The following is a 14,299-nucleotide window of genomic DNA, read 5'->3' as shown; positions in this document are numbered from 1 at the left end:
GGCCACGTGCCCGAGGGTGACACCGTCTTCCAGGCGGCGCGCCGGCTCCGGGACGCGTTGGCGGGGCGGGTGCTCATCGCCTCCGACTTCCGCGTGCCCGCCTACGCGACCGTGGACCTCGCAGGCGAGCGGGTCGACGAGGTGGTGAGCCGCGGCAAGCACCTGCTCATGCGCGTCGGCGAGCACACTATCCACTCCCACCTGAAGATGGAGGGATCGTGGGAGGTGTACCGCGAGGGCGAGCGCTGGCGGCATCCCGCCTTCCAGGCCCGTGCGGTGTTGCGTGCCGACGGGGTCGAGGCGGTCGGATTCCTGCTCGGGATGCTCGAGGTGCTCCCGCGAACACGTGAGGACGAGGCGGTCGGGCATCTGGGGCCTGATCTGCTCGGCCCCGACTGGGACGCGGAGGAGGCCGCCCGACGGATCGCCGCGCACCCCGGGACTCCGATCGGCGTGGCCCTGCTCGACCAGCGCAACCTCGCCGGTCTCGGGAACGTCTATGCGAACGAGCTCTGCTTCCTGCGCGGGATGCTGCCCACCCGTCCTGTGGCGGAGGCGGACGTGCCCGCGGCCGTCGACCTGGGCCATCGGCTGATCACGGCCAACCGCGACCGGCCCGTGCGGGTCACCACGGGCGACACCCGCCGCGGCCGCAACACCTGGGTGTACGGCCGCGGCGGGCAGCCCTGCCGGCGCTGCGGGACGCGCATCCGCCGCACCGAACTCGGCCGCACCGAGCTCGAGGAACGCGTCACCTACTACTGCCCCGTCTGCCAGACCTAGTGCTGGACCGCCGGCGCCGAGGCGGCACGAACTGCACGCTTTCTCGCCGAGAGGGCGGATAGTCCGCCCTCTCGGCGAGGGAGGGTCAGGCGGCGGCGTCCTCGGCGGCGGAGCCGGCATCGGCGCGGACGGCCTCGAGGGCGGTCGACCAGGACTCGAGCTGCTCGAAGAGGGGCGTCAGGCCGGCCTCCTGCTGGGCGGTGGGCTTGAGCGACCAGTTCTCGAAGTCATGCGCGAGGCTCAGGCCGACGAACGCGCTGACGGTCGCGACCTGCAACTGCGAGAGCACCAGGCGCAGGTGCTCGACGGCACGGGCCCCGCCGAAGACGCCGTAGCTGACGAAGCCGGCGGCCTTGTTGTACCACTCGGCGCCAACGTAATCGATCGCGTTCTTGAGCGCGCCGGAGGTGCTGTGGTTGTACTCGGGGGTGACGAACAGGTAGCCGTCGAACTCGGCGATCTTCGCAGCCCACGCCTTGGTGTGCTCGTTCGCGTACTGGCCGGCGGCGGCGGGGATCGCCTCGTCGAGGTGCGGCAGGTTCCACTCGGCCAGGTCGACGAGTTCGTACTCGACGCCGGCGCGCTTCGCGGCATGCTCGTAGACCCAGCGGGCGACGGCCTCCCCGTTGCGGCCCGGCCGGGTGCTTCCGATGATGATCGCGATCTTCGTCATGGTCCATCCTTCGTTTTGGGTGACGTGTCACCGAATGCGAACCGCGCGAAGCCCCCCGTCATTCCCGCCGTCCCGTAGGCTTCTGCCATGCCTCCGCGGGATGACGACCGGCCCGACGACACGCGTCTGCCCTCCGATGCGACGGAGGAGGAACGCCGTCAAGCGGGCGACCGGCTCCGCGAACGCATCTACGCGACCTTCACGGCACTGGCCGTTCTCGTCGCCCTCAACGGGCACGGAGAGCACCTCGACGCGTTCAACGTGCTGTGGACCATGGTCATCTCGGTGGTCGGCGTCCTGCTCGCAGGGCTCGCCTCCGACTTCGTCTCGCACATGATCGTGCACAACACGCTGCCGACAGTCCTGGAGTTCCGGCACATGGCGGCCGTCGCCTCCCGAGCGCTCGCCGTCCTGGTCGTCCCGGCGATCATGCTGCTTCTGGCGGCCGCCGGCGTCGTGGAGGTGCACACGGCGATGACGGTCGCGATCGTCGCCCTGATCGCCTCGCTCGCGGTCGTCGCGCGGATCGGCGTCTCGCGCACCGGTCTGGCCGGCTGGAAGCAGCTGATCGTGCTGGCCGCGATCGTCGCGCTCGGCGTGCTCGTGGTGTTCCTGGAGCAGCTCGCCCACTGACCCGAGGACGCGCGGTCCCGTGCCGGCGCGCCCGTGCAAGGATGTCGTATGGCCACCGCGCGCACCCGACCAGACCCGCGCAAACTCAGCGACGACGAAGAGCGGCTGTTCCACGCCTTCTACCTGATGCGACGCGGATTCGACCGCACCCTCGACGTTCAGCTGCAGCACGACAACGGCATCTCGATCTCTGAGCTGGAGGTGCTGATGGCCCTCGTCCGCTCCCCCGGACGGCGCCTGCGCGTGCGCGACCTCGTCGCCCTCACGGGCTGGGAGAAGAGCCGCGTGTCGCATCAGGTGACGCGGATGGAGGGGCGCGGGCTCGTCGAACGCCAGGACTGCGCGGAGGACCGCCGGGCCAGCTGGGTGCACCTCACGGGCGAGGGCCGTCGCGTGGTCGTTCGGGCGCTGCCCGAGCACACGGCGACGATCCGCCGCATCCTGTACGACGCCATCACGCCCGAGCAGCAGGAGTCCCTGCTCGCGATCTCGGAGCGGATGACGGCGGCGATGGACGCGGGTGACGTCGCCGGAGAGCCGCACCCGGCCGGCGACTCGGACTGAGGGTTCTCGCAGGGCAGACGCGCCCCTCCTGAAGCCCGCCTGGGAGGAGGGAGGCGAAACCCTGGCGATTCGTCGGGAACGCCGCGGAAACCAGGCCCTCTTCAGGCGGCGCCCTCTAGCGTTCTGGTGTGCGACGACCCAACCTCCCCGAGAATCCCGGCGCCGGCGACCGCGGTGAACCCCGCGAGCCGGCCACCGAGGTCTTCGGCCGCGTGCCCGCGGCGGACCCCCGGCGCCCGGTGCGCGCGACGCGTCCCGCGTCGCAGGTGCGCTCGGGCGCAGCAGGCGGCGGTGCGGCCGCAGGCGGCGGGTTCGACCCGTTCGGCGGCGACGCGTTCGGCGCGGGGAGCGGGGGCTCCGGAAGCGGTGGCGGTCGCGGCGGCTCCGGCCGTGGCGACGGAGGAAGCGGTGGCGACGGCGGCTCCGGAGGCTCCGGCGGCTCCGGCGGCTCCGGCGGCTCCGGCAAGCGTGGGCGCAACCCGCGGCGCCGGCGCACCAAGCGGATCATCGCCTGGACCGCCGGCACACTCGCGGTGCTGCTGGTGGTGCTCGGCGGCTACGCGGCTTACAGCTACTTCCGTTTCGTCAACGGCGTGACCCACGTCGACGTGATCTCGAAGTCGGGCACGGATGTCGACGGCACCGATCAGAACATCCTGCTCGTCGGCGACGACCACCGGCCCGAGGGCGCCACACAGGCGGAGCTCGATCAGTTGAGCACCACCGACGACGGCGGCGGCACGAACACCGACACGATGATGATCCTGCACATCCCCGCCGACGGGAAGTCGGCGACGCTCATCTCGCTGCCGCGCGACTCGTGGGTCGACGTGCCGGGCCACGGCATGAACAAGCTCAACGCCGCGTTCTCCCTCGGCGGCGGGGCCACGGACTCCACCGGTGGCGCCAAGCTGCTCATCCAGACGGTCCAGAACCTCACCGGTCTCTCCATCGACCACTACGTCCGCGTCTCCCTGCTCGGGTTCTACACGATCGCCCAGGCGCTCGGGCCGGTGCAGGTGTGCCTCAACGAAGCGGTCGACGACCCGTACTCCGGGGCGAACTTCCCGGCCGGGGTCTCGACCCTCGACGCCAAGCAGGCGCTCTCGTTCGTGCGTCAGCGCCACGGTCTGCCGCGCGGCGACCTCGACCGCGTCGTGCGCCAGCAGTACTTCCTCTCGGTGGAGGCGCACAAGTTCCTCTCCGCCGGCACGCTCCTCAACCCCGGCAAGCTGACGAACGTGCTCGACGCCGTCAGCGGGTCGCTCGAGACGGACCCCGGGCTCAACTTCCTGCAGCTCGCGGCACAGCTGCAGGGGCTCACGGGCGGCAAGATCCAATCGGCGACCATTCCGATCTCGGGGACGCCGACGATCACGGTCGACGGCCAGGACCTCTCGATCGTCGAAGTGGACACGGCGGCGATGCCCGCGTTCATCCAGAGTCTGATGGGCACCCCGAGCGCGTACGAGAAGGCGACTGCTGCGAAGCCCGCCGACACGACGGTGACCGTGCTGAACGGCGGCAGCCAGAACGGTGCGGCCACGACCGCCACCCAGGCGTTCGCCGCCGCCGGCTTCAAGACCGGGACCCCGGGCGACGCGGACACGACGGCGACGACCACCATCCAGTACCCCTCCGGCCAGGAGGCGCAGGCGAAGGCCGTGGCGGCTCTGCTCCCCGGCGCGGCCGTGCAGCAGACGAGCAGCGTCTCGGGCGTGACCGTGGTGCTCGGCGACGACGGCATCATGCCCGGCGCGAGCGGCGCCTCCGGCGGATCGTCGTCCGGCTCCGGCTCCGGCTCGTCCGGTTCCGGCTCGGCGCCCGCCTCTACGCCGACCCCGTCCGGACCCGCGACCAGCTACAGCGACACGGTCTGCATCAACTGAAGCCGGGCGCTGCTCGCGGGCGACTGCTGCGTGGCGGTACTTCTGCGGCGGTTCGCCGCGCCGCAGAAGTACCAGGCGAGCGCAGTCGTCCGCGCGGCGTCAGTCGAAGAGACGCCGGAAGATGTTCGTGTCGGCGAGGTCGACGAGCTCGTCGCCGCGGCCGGACATGATCGTGCGCAGCGCGTAGAGGGTGAAGCCCTTGACCTGCTCGGCGGTGATCGCCGGCGGGATGCTGAGCTCCTGACGCGCGGTGACGACGTCGATCAGGGCCGGCCCGTCGTGCGCGAACGCCGTGCGCAGCGCGCTCTCCAGCTCGTCCGGCTTCTCCACCCGCTGCCCGTGCAGACCGATCGCCTGCGCCACCTGGGCGAAGTCGGGGTTGTCGAGGCCGGTTCCGAAGTTGACGAAGCCGGCCGCCTTCATCTCCACCTCGACGAAGTTCAGCGAGGAGTTGTTGAAGACGACGATCTTGACGGGCAGCTTGTTCTGTCGCAGGGTCAGCAGCTCGCCGAGGAGCATCGCGAGCCCGCCGTCGCCCGCGAGAGCGACCACCTGGCGGTCGGGGAACGCGGCCTGCGCGCCGATCGCATGCGGGAGGGCGTTGGCCATCGAGCCGTGGGAGAACGAACCGATGAGCCTGCGCTTGCCGTTCATCCGGAGGTAGCGGGCCGCCCACACGACGGGCGAGCCGACGTCGGGGATGAAGACGGCGTCGTCGGTCGCCAGCTCGCTGATGAGCCGGGCGACGTACTGCGGGTGGATCGGCGTGCGATTGCGGTCGTTGACCGCCAGCTCGTCGAGGCTCTTGCGTGCCTTGGCGTAGTGGGCCGTCGAGGAGTCGAGGTGCTTGGTGTCGGTGCGCTCCTTCAGGAGCGGCAGGAGGGCCTCCGCCGTATCCTTGACGCTCCCGACGAGCCCCAGGTCCACAGGGGTGCGGCGTCCGAGATTCTCGCCACGGAGATCGACCTGGATGATCGTCGCCTTCGACGGATAGAACTGCTGGTAGGGGAAGTCGGTGCCGAGCATGAGCAGCACGTCGCACGACTCCATGGCGCGATAGCCGGACGAGAACCCGAGCAACCCGGTCATGCCGACGTCGTAGGGGTTGTCGTACTCGATGAACTCCTTGCCGCGCAGCGCGTGGACGACGGGGGCCTTCAGCGCGCCTGCGAGACGGAGGAGCTCGGGATGGCCGCCCTCGACGCCCGCACCGGCGAGGATCGTCACCTTCTTCGCACCGTTCAGGATGTCGGCGGCGGCCCGCAGCTCGCTGTCGGCAGGCCGGGTGACCCGCGGCGAGTACAGGATGGGCGCCGACTTCCGGCGCCCCGCGCTCTCTTTCAGGAAGATCTCCCCCGGCACGACGACCACGGCGACACCGCGCCGCTCGATGGCGGTGCGCATCGCGATCTCGAGCACGCGCGGCAACTGCTCCGGGACGGAGACCAGCTCGGTGTAGACCGCCGCCTCGCGGAACATATCCTGCGGGTGGGTCTCCTGGAAGTAGGTGCTCCCGATCTCGGGACCGGGGATCTGCGCGGCGATCGCGAGCACGGGCACCCGGCTGCGATTGGCGTCGAACAGCCCGTTGATCAAGTGCAGGTTGCCGGGCCCGCAGCTGCCGGCGCACACGGCGAGCTCGCCGGTGAGGGCGGCCTCGGCGGCCGCCGCGAACGCCGCCGCCTCCTCGTGCCGCACGTGCTCCCACGTCACCTCGCCGTCGCGCCGGAGCGCGTCGGTGAACCCGTTGAGGGAGTCGCCCGGGATGCCGTAGACGCGCTTCACCCCCGCGTCCCGGATGATCTCCACGATGGTGTCGGCGACGGTCGGCATGGCGGTGCTCCTCACGGTCAACGGGCGATGCCCTCACGCTACGCCCGCGCCCGGCGGGTTGACGAGGGCCGACCTGTCGGGGTGGCCGGAGCGCCGACGGGGACGCGTCCGCCGGACGGATAGACTGGCCCCTGGGGAACGTCCCGCGCGGCGGGGCGACAGTTGTTCGGGGAGGTGTCCGGGGATGTCGGCACGCAAGAAGCAGTCGAAGCGAGCCGTCATGCGCCTCGTCTACATCGACTTCTGGTCGGCTCTGAAGATGTCGTTCCTGGTCAGCCTGATCGTGGCGGCCATCACGGTGCTCATCGCCCTCCTGCTCTGGGCCGCCCTGGACAAGTTCGGCGCCGTCGGCGCCGCGCGCACCTTCCTCGAGAGTGTCGCCGGCTCGCAGGGTGCGCAGTTGGTCGCCGGGATCACGTTCCCGAACTTCATGACCTTCACCCTCGTCGTCGCGCTGCTCGAGCTGATCGTCGTGTCGGCGCTCGGCGCGATCTTCGCCGCGCTCTTCAACCTCGCGACCAACGTGGTGGGCGGCTGGAAGGTCACGTTCGGAGGGGACTGACCTCGCCCGACCGCAAGCGCTCGAGACCGCCGACGAACACGTCGGCACCGAACGCGAAGTCCGCCGCGGACGCGTCACCCGCGCGGGCTCCCGCGTCCGCAGGATCGGCCGGGTCGGCGAGAACGCCGATGCTGTCGTACTGCAGGCGCTGCTGCTCGTGCGAGACGTGGCCGAGCACGAAGTGCAGGAGGGCGGTCGCGCCGCGCCGCGCCGTGGGCTCGTCGAATCCGCCGAGGGCGACGGCGGCGGTCAACCGGTCGAGGGCCGTGCGGGATCCCAGCCCCAGCGCAAGGGTGCTGGCGACGACCTCGGCGCCGTCGCGATAAGCGAGCAGCGCATCGCGAAGGGCGAGCGCTTCCGCTCGCACGGCATCCGTCCACTCTCCCGAGCCCGCCACGGGATCGGCGACGCCTTCAGGGCCTGCGACGCGCTCAGGGCCTGTGACGCGCTCAGGGCCTGCGACGATGCGGTCGGCGAGCTCGGCCAGGAGCGACTGCTTGTTCGGGAAGTGCCAGTAGAGGGCGCTCGCCTGTACGTCGAGCGCTGCGGCGAGGCGGCGCATCGTGAGGTCGGGCAGGCCGTGGTCGTCGAGGATGCGCAGCGCGGTGCGCGCGACGTCGTCGCGAGTGTGTCTGCGTCCGCTTTCGATCCCTGCCACGATCCCACTATAGTGAACGCTGTTCAGGTGAACAGTGTTCAGGTGAGGATCCGACCATGACCAACGCCCCCGCTCCCGCTCCCGCAGGCGATGACCGCGGCAACCGTGCCGACCGCGCCATCGCGCGCCGCCGGGTCGACGCGACCGACCTCGCCCGCGTGGCGGTCTTCGCCGCCATCGTCGCCGTGCTCGGCCTCCCCGGCGGGTTCACGTTCTTCGGAGGCGTGCCCATCACCGCGCAGACGCTCGGCGTGATGCTGGCCGGCGCCATCCTGGGCCCGTGGCTGGGCGCCCTCTCGATGGCCGTGCTGCTCGCCCTCGTCGCAGCGGGTCTCCCCCTGCTCGCCGGCGGTCGCGGCGGCATCGGCGTCTTCCTCGGCCCGTCGGCGGGCTATGCGCTCGGCTGGATCGTCGGCGCGCTCGTCATCGGCCTGATCGTCCACGCCGCCGGCCGCAAGCCGGTGTGGTGGCGGACGCTGCTCGGGATGATCGTGGGCGGCATCGTCGTGATCTACGCCGTCGGCATCCCGGTGCAGAGCCTGGTCACCCGCCTGCCACTCGGCGAGACCGCCCTCACCAGCCTGGTCTTCCTGCCCGGCGACCTCGTGAAGGCGGTGCTCGCGACGCTCGTCGTCACGACGCTCGTGCGGACGTACCCGCGGGCCTTCCGCCGCACCTGGCGGTCACCGGCCCGTCCGGTCGTCGTCGAGCCCGTCTCCGTGGGCACGCCGGCGCCGTGACGGCCGGCCGGATCGTCCCGCTCCGCGGCCCGGCGCGCACCCTGCCCGACCGGGTGCGCGCCGTGCGCGCGGCGGGCGGAGTGCCGCTCGTCGGGGACGACCGTGCTCCGGAGGCGCAGTGGGAGGCGCTCGTGGCCGCCGCCGGGCGCCTCGTGCCGCATCCGGACACCGCCTGGGCGACGCTCACCTCCGGCAGCAGCGGGACGCCCCGGATCGTGCAGCGGTCCGCGGCCTCCTGGGCCGACTCGTTCGACGCCGTCGCACAGCTGCTCGACGCGGGTCCCCACGACGCGGTCGCGCTCCCCGCCCCGCCGGCGTCGTCGCTGACCCTGTTCTCGCTCGCCCACGCCCTCGCGGGCGGCCCGCGCCCGATCCTGCCCCGAGAGCATGTGCTCACGGCCGCGGACGCGGAACCCGCGACCTGCTTCCACGGCACACCGCTCGCCCTGCGCGCGCTGCTCGACGCTGGCGCACCTCCGCGCCTGCGTGCAGCGCTCGTCGGCGGCTCGCACCTGGATCCTGCACTGCGCACCCGCGCGGAGGCGGCCGGCATCCGCGTCGCCGCCTACTACGGCGCCGCCGAACTCTCCTTCGTCGCCCTCGACACGGGCGACGGGCTCCGCGCCTTTCCTGGCGTCGACCTGGAGGTGCGCGGCGGCGAACTGTGGGTGCGGTCGCCGTACACCGCCCTCGGCTACCTCGAGGCGACGCCGGGAGGCCAATCGGCCGGACCGCTACGCCGCGCAGGCGAGTGGGCCTCCGTCGGCGACCGCGCCGAGCTGGCCGACGGGCGGCTGCGGCTGCTCGGCCGGGCCGACGACGCCATCCTGAGCGCATCGGCCACGGTCGTTCCCGAAGAGGTGGAGGCCGTGCTGCGCGCCGTGCCCGGCGTGCGCGACGCGGTCGTGTTCGCCCTCCCGCGCGAACGGGTGGGCGCGCTCGTCGCCGCGGTGATCGAGCCCGAGGACGGCGGTGCGCCGAGCCTGGCCGCGCTGCGGACGGCGGCCGACGAAGGCCTCGCGCCCGCTCACCGGCCGCGCCGCTGGTTCAGCGCCGCCCTGCCCCGCACCGCCTCGGGCAAGCCCGCGCGCGCCGAGGCCGCGCGGCGCGCCGTCGCCGGGGAGGTGCCCGCACTTGGCTGACCCCGTGATCGTCGCCGCACGCCGCACCCCCATCGGCACCCGCGGCCGCGCCCTCGCCGCCCTGCGCGTGGAGGAGCTCGCGGCACCGGTCATCCGGGCAGCCCTGGAGGATGCGGGCCTGGAGGATGCGGCCGGGCGCGCGCCCGCCGTCGCCGACGTGATCCTCGGCAACTGCATGGGGCCGGGAGGCAACCCGGCGCGCGTCTCCGCCCTCGCGGCCGGACTGGGCGCGAGCGTGCCCGGCGCGACCATCGACCGCCAGTGCGGAAGCGGCCTGGCCGCCATCATCGACGCGGCGACCGCCATCCGCGCCGGAGACTCCCGCCCCCGCGTGGCCGGAGGAGTCGAGAGCGCGTCGACCGCCCCCCTCCGATCGGTGAACGGCATCGCCTACGACCGCGCCGCCTTCGCGCCCGCCGGCTGGCCGGACCCCGACATGACCCGGGCCGCCGAGGACCTCGCCCGTCACGACGGCATTCCGCGCCTCCGGCAGGACGCGCACGCCGCACGCAGCCACGCCCGTGCCCGGGCCGCGCTGATCGCCGGACGGTTCACCGGCGAGATCGTCCCCCTCGCCGGGATGACCGCCGACGACGCGATCGGGGGCGCCGAGCGCCTCCTGAACCGGATGCCCGCCCTCTTCCCCGGCGGCACCCTCACCGCGGGCACCTCGACGCGCATCGGAGACGGTGCCGCGGCGGTCGTCGTCGTTCCGGGCTCCGAGACGGACGGCCTCCCGGGCCTCGCCGTCCGCGCGCACGCGATCGTCGGATGCGACCCGGCCCTCCCCGGGGTGGGGGCAGCGCCGGCCGTGCTCGCCGCGCTCGAGCTCGCCGGCCTCCGCGTGCAGGACGTCGCCGCCTTCGAGATCGTGGAGGCGTTCGCCGCCCAGAGCCTCGCGGTGCTCGACCGGCTCGGGATCGCCGACGACGACTCGCGGGTCTGCGCCGACGGCGGCGCGCTCGCCCTCGGGCACCCGTGGGGCGCCAGCGGTGCGGTGAGCGTCGTCCGTCTGTTCAGCCGACTCGTCCGGGCGGGCGCCCCGGCCGGGACGATCGGGGTCGCCGCAGCCTCTGTCGGCGGAGGACTCGGCGTCGCCGCCGTGCTGGAGGTGGTCCGGTGAGCGCCATCCACCTCGACGCCGTCTCGGTGCGGCTCGGCGACACCGACATCCTGCACGGCGTGGACCTTGACCTCGACGCGCGCACCGTCGCCGTCGTCGGCGAGAACGGCTCCGGCAAGTCGACCTTCGCGCGGCTGCTGGGCGCGCTGACGCCGGCCTCCTCCGGCACGGTGCGGGTGCTGGGACTCGACCCGGTGCGGCAGGCGGCCGAGCTGCGGCGGCGGGTCGCGGTCGTCTTCAGCAACCCCGACGCGCAGATCGTGCTCCCGACCGTCGCCGAAGACGTCGCCTTCTCACTCCGTGCCGAGAAGCCGTCGCGCGCCGAGGCCGCCGAACGGGTCGCCCACGCACTCGAGCGATTCGGGCTGACGGCGCTCGCACAGCATCCGTCCCACGACCTGTCCGGCGGGCAGAAGCAGCTGCTGGCGCTGTGCGGCGCGTTCATCCGGGAGCCGGAGCTGGTGATCGCCGACGAGCCGACCGCGTACCTCGACGCCCGCAACGCCCGCCGCGTCGCCGACCACCTGTTCGCCGAGGAGCACGGCCATCGGCTCGTGCTCGTCACCCACGACCTCGCGCTCGCCGAGCGCTGCGACACCGCCGTGCTCTTCGCCGGGGGACGGGTCGCCGGTGTCGGCTCGCCCGCCGAGATCGTCGCGGAGTACGAAGCCAGCCTGCGATGGTGAGGCCGGGATGGTGACCCTCTACCGGCCGGGCGACGGCCTCCTGCACCGGATGCCCGCGGGCCCCAAGACGGTGCTGCTGCTCGTGCTGGTGCTGGCCGTGTCGCTCCTGCCTTCGGTGTGGTGGACGGCTGCGGCCGCCGCGACCGTGTGCGTGATCGCCTACCTCGTCTCGGGGCTCGGCCTGCGTGAGCTCGGCCGGCAGGTGGTCGCGGTGCGCTGGGTGGTGGTCGTCACCCTGGGCGGCCAGCTGATCTTCCTCGGGACGGAACCGGCCGTCGCCAATACCGCGCGCGTCACGGCCGCGGTGGTGTTGGCCGCGCTGCTCGTCCTGACGACGCGGGTCACCGCCCTGCTCGACGCCATCGAGCGCGGGCTCGGGCCGCTCGAGCGCCTCCGCCTCGACCCGCAGCGCGCGGCCCTGCTGCTGACGGTGACGCTGAGCACCATCCCGGTGCTGGCGCGCCTCGCCCACGACGTCCGGGAGGCGCAACGCGCGCGCGGCGGGCGCGCGAGCCTCCGGCTCTTCGCCGTGCCGTTCCTGGTGGTGGCGCTCAAGCACGCCGACCAGCTCGGCGACGCGCTGACCGCGCGAGGCGTGCGATGAGGCCCCGCGTGCTCGGGCCGACGGTCGACGACCAGACCCGGTGCATCCACTACCGGACCGCGCTCGACGTGATCGCCATCCGCTTCGCCTGCTGCGGCGAGTACTACCCGTGCCATCTGTGTCACGCGGAGGCGGCCGACCATCCCGCGCGCACGTGGCCGGCCGACGCCGGAGCGGAGCGCGCCGTGCTCTGCGGAGTGTGCGGGGAGGAGCTCGCCATCGCGGACTACCTCGGCGCGGACGCGTGCCCCGCGTGCGGCGCCGCGTTCAACCCCGGCTGCAAGCTCCACCGCCACCTGTACTTCGACTGACGCGTCGGCTCTCGGCGAGGCGGCGGACAGTTCGCCGCCTCGGGCGTTTCCCGTGCAGGTATCGCCGTCTCGACGACCCGGTGACTCGGAGGCGCGGTGTGTTAATTATTCTTGACATGGAGTCGAGAGTGTTTTACTTTGTCGATGTCTGGTTTTCTTGACATGCGAGGTGGATGATGTCGTTCGACGAAAAGAACGCGTGGGTGTTCCTGAGCACGGCCGTGCTCGGCTACGCGGTGTATCTGGTGCTGCTGGCGGCGCTCGGCATCGAGCCGTACGCGGCGCTCCTGCTCTGGACGGTGGGCGGGGCGATCGCGGCCAACATCCTGGCCCGCATCGTCCTGTCGATGATCTTTCCCCGCGGGTCGCGCGAGCGCGATCAGCGCGACCGGCAGGTCCTGGCGTTCGGCGAGCGCGTCGGGCAGGCCTTCGTGATCCTGGGAGCCGTCGCGGCCCTCCTGCTCGCACTGATCGAGACGCCGTGGTTCTGGATCGCGAACGCCGTCTACCTCGGGTTCGTGCTCTCCGCGGTGGTCGGCTCCATCGCCTCCCTCGTCGCCTACCGCACCGGGCTGCCGTCATGGTGAAGCCCACACGCGTGACCAACCGCATCCGCACGCTCCGCTTCGAAGCGGACGAGATGACACAGGCCGCTCTCGCCGAGCGCATCGGCGTCACCCGGCAGACCGTCATCGCCATCGAACAGGGCCGCTACTCGCCCTCGCTCGAACTCGCCTTCCAGATCGCCCGGGTCTTCGGGGTCCCGCTCGACGACGTGTTCCAGTACCCCGACGCCTGACGAGGAGATCGTGATGGAGACCATGCGTGCCGTGGTGCAGGACACCTACGGACCCCCCGAAGCCCTCGGTGTGACCCGCATCCCGGTGCCGGTCGCCCGGCCCGACCAGGCGCTGGTGCGGGTACGCGCCGCCGGTATCGACGCGGGCACCTGGCATCTGACGACCGGCGAGCCGCTTCTGATGCGCGTGATCGGGATGGGGTTCCGCGGCCCGAAGGCGCGGGTGCGGGGGCTCGCCTTCGCGGGCGAGATCGTGGAGACCGGGGAACGCGTCTTCGGCGTCGCACCGGGCGCGCTCGCCGAGTTCGTCGCGGTCGACCGGTCGTCCCTGGTGGCGATGCCGCCGGCTCTGACGTTCGACGAGGCCGCGGCCCTCCCCGTCTCCGCGGTGACGGCGCTGCAGGCGGTGCGCGCAGCGGCCCCGCGACCGGGCGACGGCATCCTGGTGCTGGGAGCGGCCGGAGGGGTGGGGCACTACGTCGTGCAGCTGGCCGTCGCGGCAGGAGCGCACGTCACGGGGGTGTGCAGCGCACCGAAGGCGGCGTTCGTGCGCGAGCTCGGTGCGAACGAGACGATCGACTACGCCACGACCGATGTGCTCGCCCTCCCGCGGCTGTGGGATGCCATCGTCGACACCGCGGGCGATCGTCCGCTCGCGGCGCTGCGCCGCATCCTCGCTCCGACGGGTGCGCTCGTGCTCGTCGGCGGGACGGGCGGCCGGATCCTCGGCGGAACGGATCGCGTGGCCGCGGCGGCGATGCGCAACGCGTTCGCCCGGCAGCGGCTGGTCGGCCTGCTCTCGCGCGACACCGCGGCCGACCTCGCCGAGGTCGCCTCGCTGGTCGCGGACGGCTCCCTGCGTCCCGTGCTCGATGCGACCTACCCGCTCGAGGAAGCAGGAGCCGCCATCGCGCAGGTCGGGGCCGGCCGGGCGCGGGGCAAGGTGGTCGTCACCGTCTGAGCCCCGGCGCGCTGGCTAGGCTGACGGGATGCCGCACACCTTCGACGACGCCGCCCTCGCGGACGTGCTCGGCCACATGAACTCCGACCACACCGGCGACAACCTCCTGATCGTGCGTGCCGTCGGCCGGCCCGAAGCGGTCTCCGCCACGATGACCGGCTTCGACGGCGAGGGCGGCGACTGGCTGGCCGAGCTCGCCGACGGCACGACCGCCGAGCTGCACGTGCCGTGGCCCGGTGGCCCGATCACGGAGCGGCCCGAGGTGCGCCGGGAGGTCGTCGCACTGCACGACGAGGCGGTCCGCCGGCTCGGCTGAGCGTCGGCACGGGAGGGGATCC

General features: G+C 72.7%; 18 protein-coding genes. 15 read left to right on the top strand and 3 right to left on the bottom strand.

Going from position 1 to position 14,299, the window contains the following annotated elements:
* Window positions 1–6: 6 nt before the first annotated feature.
* Window positions 7–783: a DNA-formamidopyrimidine glycosylase family protein gene (locus ACFVU2_RS15435; RefSeq protein ID WP_387875998.1), complete on the top strand. Its 777-nt coding sequence runs from the start codon at window positions 7–9 to the stop codon at window positions 781–783.
* Between the two features lie 85 nt (window positions 784–868).
* On the opposite strand, the gene ACFVU2_RS15430 is transcribed toward ACFVU2_RS15435, so the two are convergent.
* Entirely contained in the window at window positions 869–1,456 is a 588-nt protein-coding gene (locus ACFVU2_RS15430) for an NADPH-dependent FMN reductase (RefSeq protein ID WP_387875995.1), read from the bottom strand.
* Between the two features lie 87 nt (window positions 1,457–1,543).
* Between ACFVU2_RS15430 and ACFVU2_RS15425 the strand changes: the two genes are divergently transcribed.
* From ACFVU2_RS15425 to ACFVU2_RS15415, 3 genes are all read left to right on the top strand, one after another.
* The gene (locus ACFVU2_RS15425; RefSeq protein WP_387875993.1) at window positions 1,544–2,089 is read left to right on the top strand and encodes a hypothetical protein; all 546 of its coding nucleotides are present in this window, start codon (window positions 1,544–1,546) and stop codon (window positions 2,087–2,089) included.
* A 48-nt stretch (window positions 2,090–2,137) separates the two neighbouring features.
* Window positions 2,138–2,653, top strand: coding sequence for a MarR family winged helix-turn-helix transcriptional regulator (locus ACFVU2_RS15420; protein ID WP_387875991.1), 516 nt, complete (start codon window positions 2,138–2,140; stop codon window positions 2,651–2,653).
* Window positions 2,654–2,781: 128 nt separating this feature from the next.
* Window positions 2,782–4,542 (top strand): LCP family protein, encoded by a 1,761-nt coding sequence (locus ACFVU2_RS15415; protein ID WP_387875988.1) that lies wholly within the window; start codon window positions 2,782–2,784, stop codon window positions 4,540–4,542.
* A 99-nt stretch (window positions 4,543–4,641) separates the two neighbouring features.
* On the opposite strand, the gene poxB is transcribed toward ACFVU2_RS15415, so the two are convergent.
* A complete protein-coding gene (poxB, locus tag ACFVU2_RS15410) occupies window positions 4,642–6,375 on the bottom strand; it encodes a ubiquinone-dependent pyruvate dehydrogenase (protein WP_387875986.1) in 1,734 nt (577 codons plus the stop codon).
* Between the two features lie 184 nt (window positions 6,376–6,559).
* On the opposite strand from poxB, the gene ACFVU2_RS15405 reads away from it, so the two are divergent.
* Entirely contained in the window at window positions 6,560–6,937 is a 378-nt protein-coding gene (locus ACFVU2_RS15405) for a DUF3566 domain-containing protein (RefSeq protein WP_387875983.1), read from the top strand.
* On the opposite strand, the gene ACFVU2_RS15400 is transcribed toward ACFVU2_RS15405, so the two are convergent.
* On the bottom strand, window positions 6,918–7,595 hold the full coding sequence (locus ACFVU2_RS15400) for a TetR/AcrR family transcriptional regulator C-terminal domain-containing protein (protein WP_387875981.1): 678 nt from the start codon (window positions 7,593–7,595) through the stop codon (window positions 6,918–6,920). The two genes, ACFVU2_RS15405 and ACFVU2_RS15400, sit on opposite strands and share 20 nt — an antisense overlap.
* Before the next feature lie 56 nt (window positions 7,596–7,651).
* Between ACFVU2_RS15400 and ACFVU2_RS15395 the strand changes: the two genes are divergently transcribed.
* The 10 genes from ACFVU2_RS15395 (at window position 7,652) to ACFVU2_RS15350 (ending at window position 14,277) form a co-directional block, all read left to right on the top strand.
* A complete protein-coding gene (locus tag ACFVU2_RS15395; RefSeq protein WP_387875978.1) occupies window positions 7,652–8,335 on the top strand; it encodes a biotin transporter BioY in 684 nt (227 codons plus the stop codon).
* Complete coding sequence (locus ACFVU2_RS15390) at window positions 8,332–9,477, top strand: class I adenylate-forming enzyme family protein (protein ID WP_387875976.1); 1,146 nt, start codon at window positions 8,332–8,334, stop codon at window positions 9,475–9,477. The genes ACFVU2_RS15395 and ACFVU2_RS15390 overlap by 4 nt, the downstream gene beginning before the upstream one ends.
* Window positions 9,470–10,600: a thiolase family protein gene (locus ACFVU2_RS15385; protein WP_387875974.1), complete on the top strand. Its 1,131-nt coding sequence runs from the start codon at window positions 9,470–9,472 to the stop codon at window positions 10,598–10,600. Before ACFVU2_RS15390 ends, ACFVU2_RS15385 begins: the two co-directional genes overlap by 8 nt.
* Complete coding sequence (locus tag ACFVU2_RS15380) at window positions 10,597–11,286, top strand: energy-coupling factor ABC transporter ATP-binding protein (RefSeq protein ID WP_387875971.1); 690 nt, start codon at window positions 10,597–10,599, stop codon at window positions 11,284–11,286. The genes ACFVU2_RS15385 and ACFVU2_RS15380 overlap by 4 nt, the downstream gene beginning before the upstream one ends.
* A 7-nt stretch (window positions 11,287–11,293) precedes the next feature.
* Window positions 11,294–11,890 carry an energy-coupling factor transporter transmembrane component T gene (locus tag ACFVU2_RS15375; RefSeq protein WP_387875969.1) on the top strand — a complete coding sequence of 199 codons (597 nt, stop codon included), beginning with the start codon at window positions 11,294–11,296 and terminating at the stop codon, window positions 11,888–11,890.
* Window positions 11,887–12,201, top strand: coding sequence for a CHY zinc finger protein (locus tag ACFVU2_RS15370; protein WP_387875966.1), 315 nt, complete (start codon window positions 11,887–11,889; stop codon window positions 12,199–12,201). The genes ACFVU2_RS15375 and ACFVU2_RS15370 overlap by 4 nt, the downstream gene beginning before the upstream one ends.
* A 176-nt stretch (window positions 12,202–12,377) precedes the next feature.
* The gene (locus ACFVU2_RS15365; protein ID WP_387875965.1) at window positions 12,378–12,788 is read left to right on the top strand and encodes a hypothetical protein; all 411 of its coding nucleotides are present in this window, start codon (window positions 12,378–12,380) and stop codon (window positions 12,786–12,788) included.
* Window positions 12,782–13,000 carry a helix-turn-helix transcriptional regulator gene (locus ACFVU2_RS15360; RefSeq protein ID WP_387875962.1) on the top strand — a complete coding sequence of 73 codons (219 nt, stop codon included), beginning with the start codon at window positions 12,782–12,784 and terminating at the stop codon, window positions 12,998–13,000. Before ACFVU2_RS15365 ends, ACFVU2_RS15360 begins: the two co-directional genes overlap by 7 nt.
* A gap of 13 nt (window positions 13,001–13,013) precedes the next feature.
* A complete protein-coding gene (locus tag ACFVU2_RS15355; RefSeq protein ID WP_387875961.1) occupies window positions 13,014–13,961 on the top strand; it encodes an NAD(P)-dependent alcohol dehydrogenase in 948 nt (315 codons plus the stop codon).
* 28 nt (window positions 13,962–13,989) lie between these two features.
* Entirely contained in the window at window positions 13,990–14,277 is a 288-nt protein-coding gene (locus ACFVU2_RS15350; RefSeq protein WP_387875959.1) for a DUF2470 domain-containing protein, read from the top strand.
* The last annotated feature ends 22 nt before the right edge of the window (window positions 14,278–14,299 follow it).

Origin of the sequence: Leifsonia sp. NPDC058194 (genome assembly GCF_042883605.1) — a bacterium.
Classification (GTDB): Bacteria; Actinomycetota; Actinomycetes; order Actinomycetales; family Microbacteriaceae; genus Leifsonia.
The sequence above is the reverse complement of the archived record's forward strand: the minus strand, read 5'-3'. Positions and strand labels throughout refer to the sequence as shown.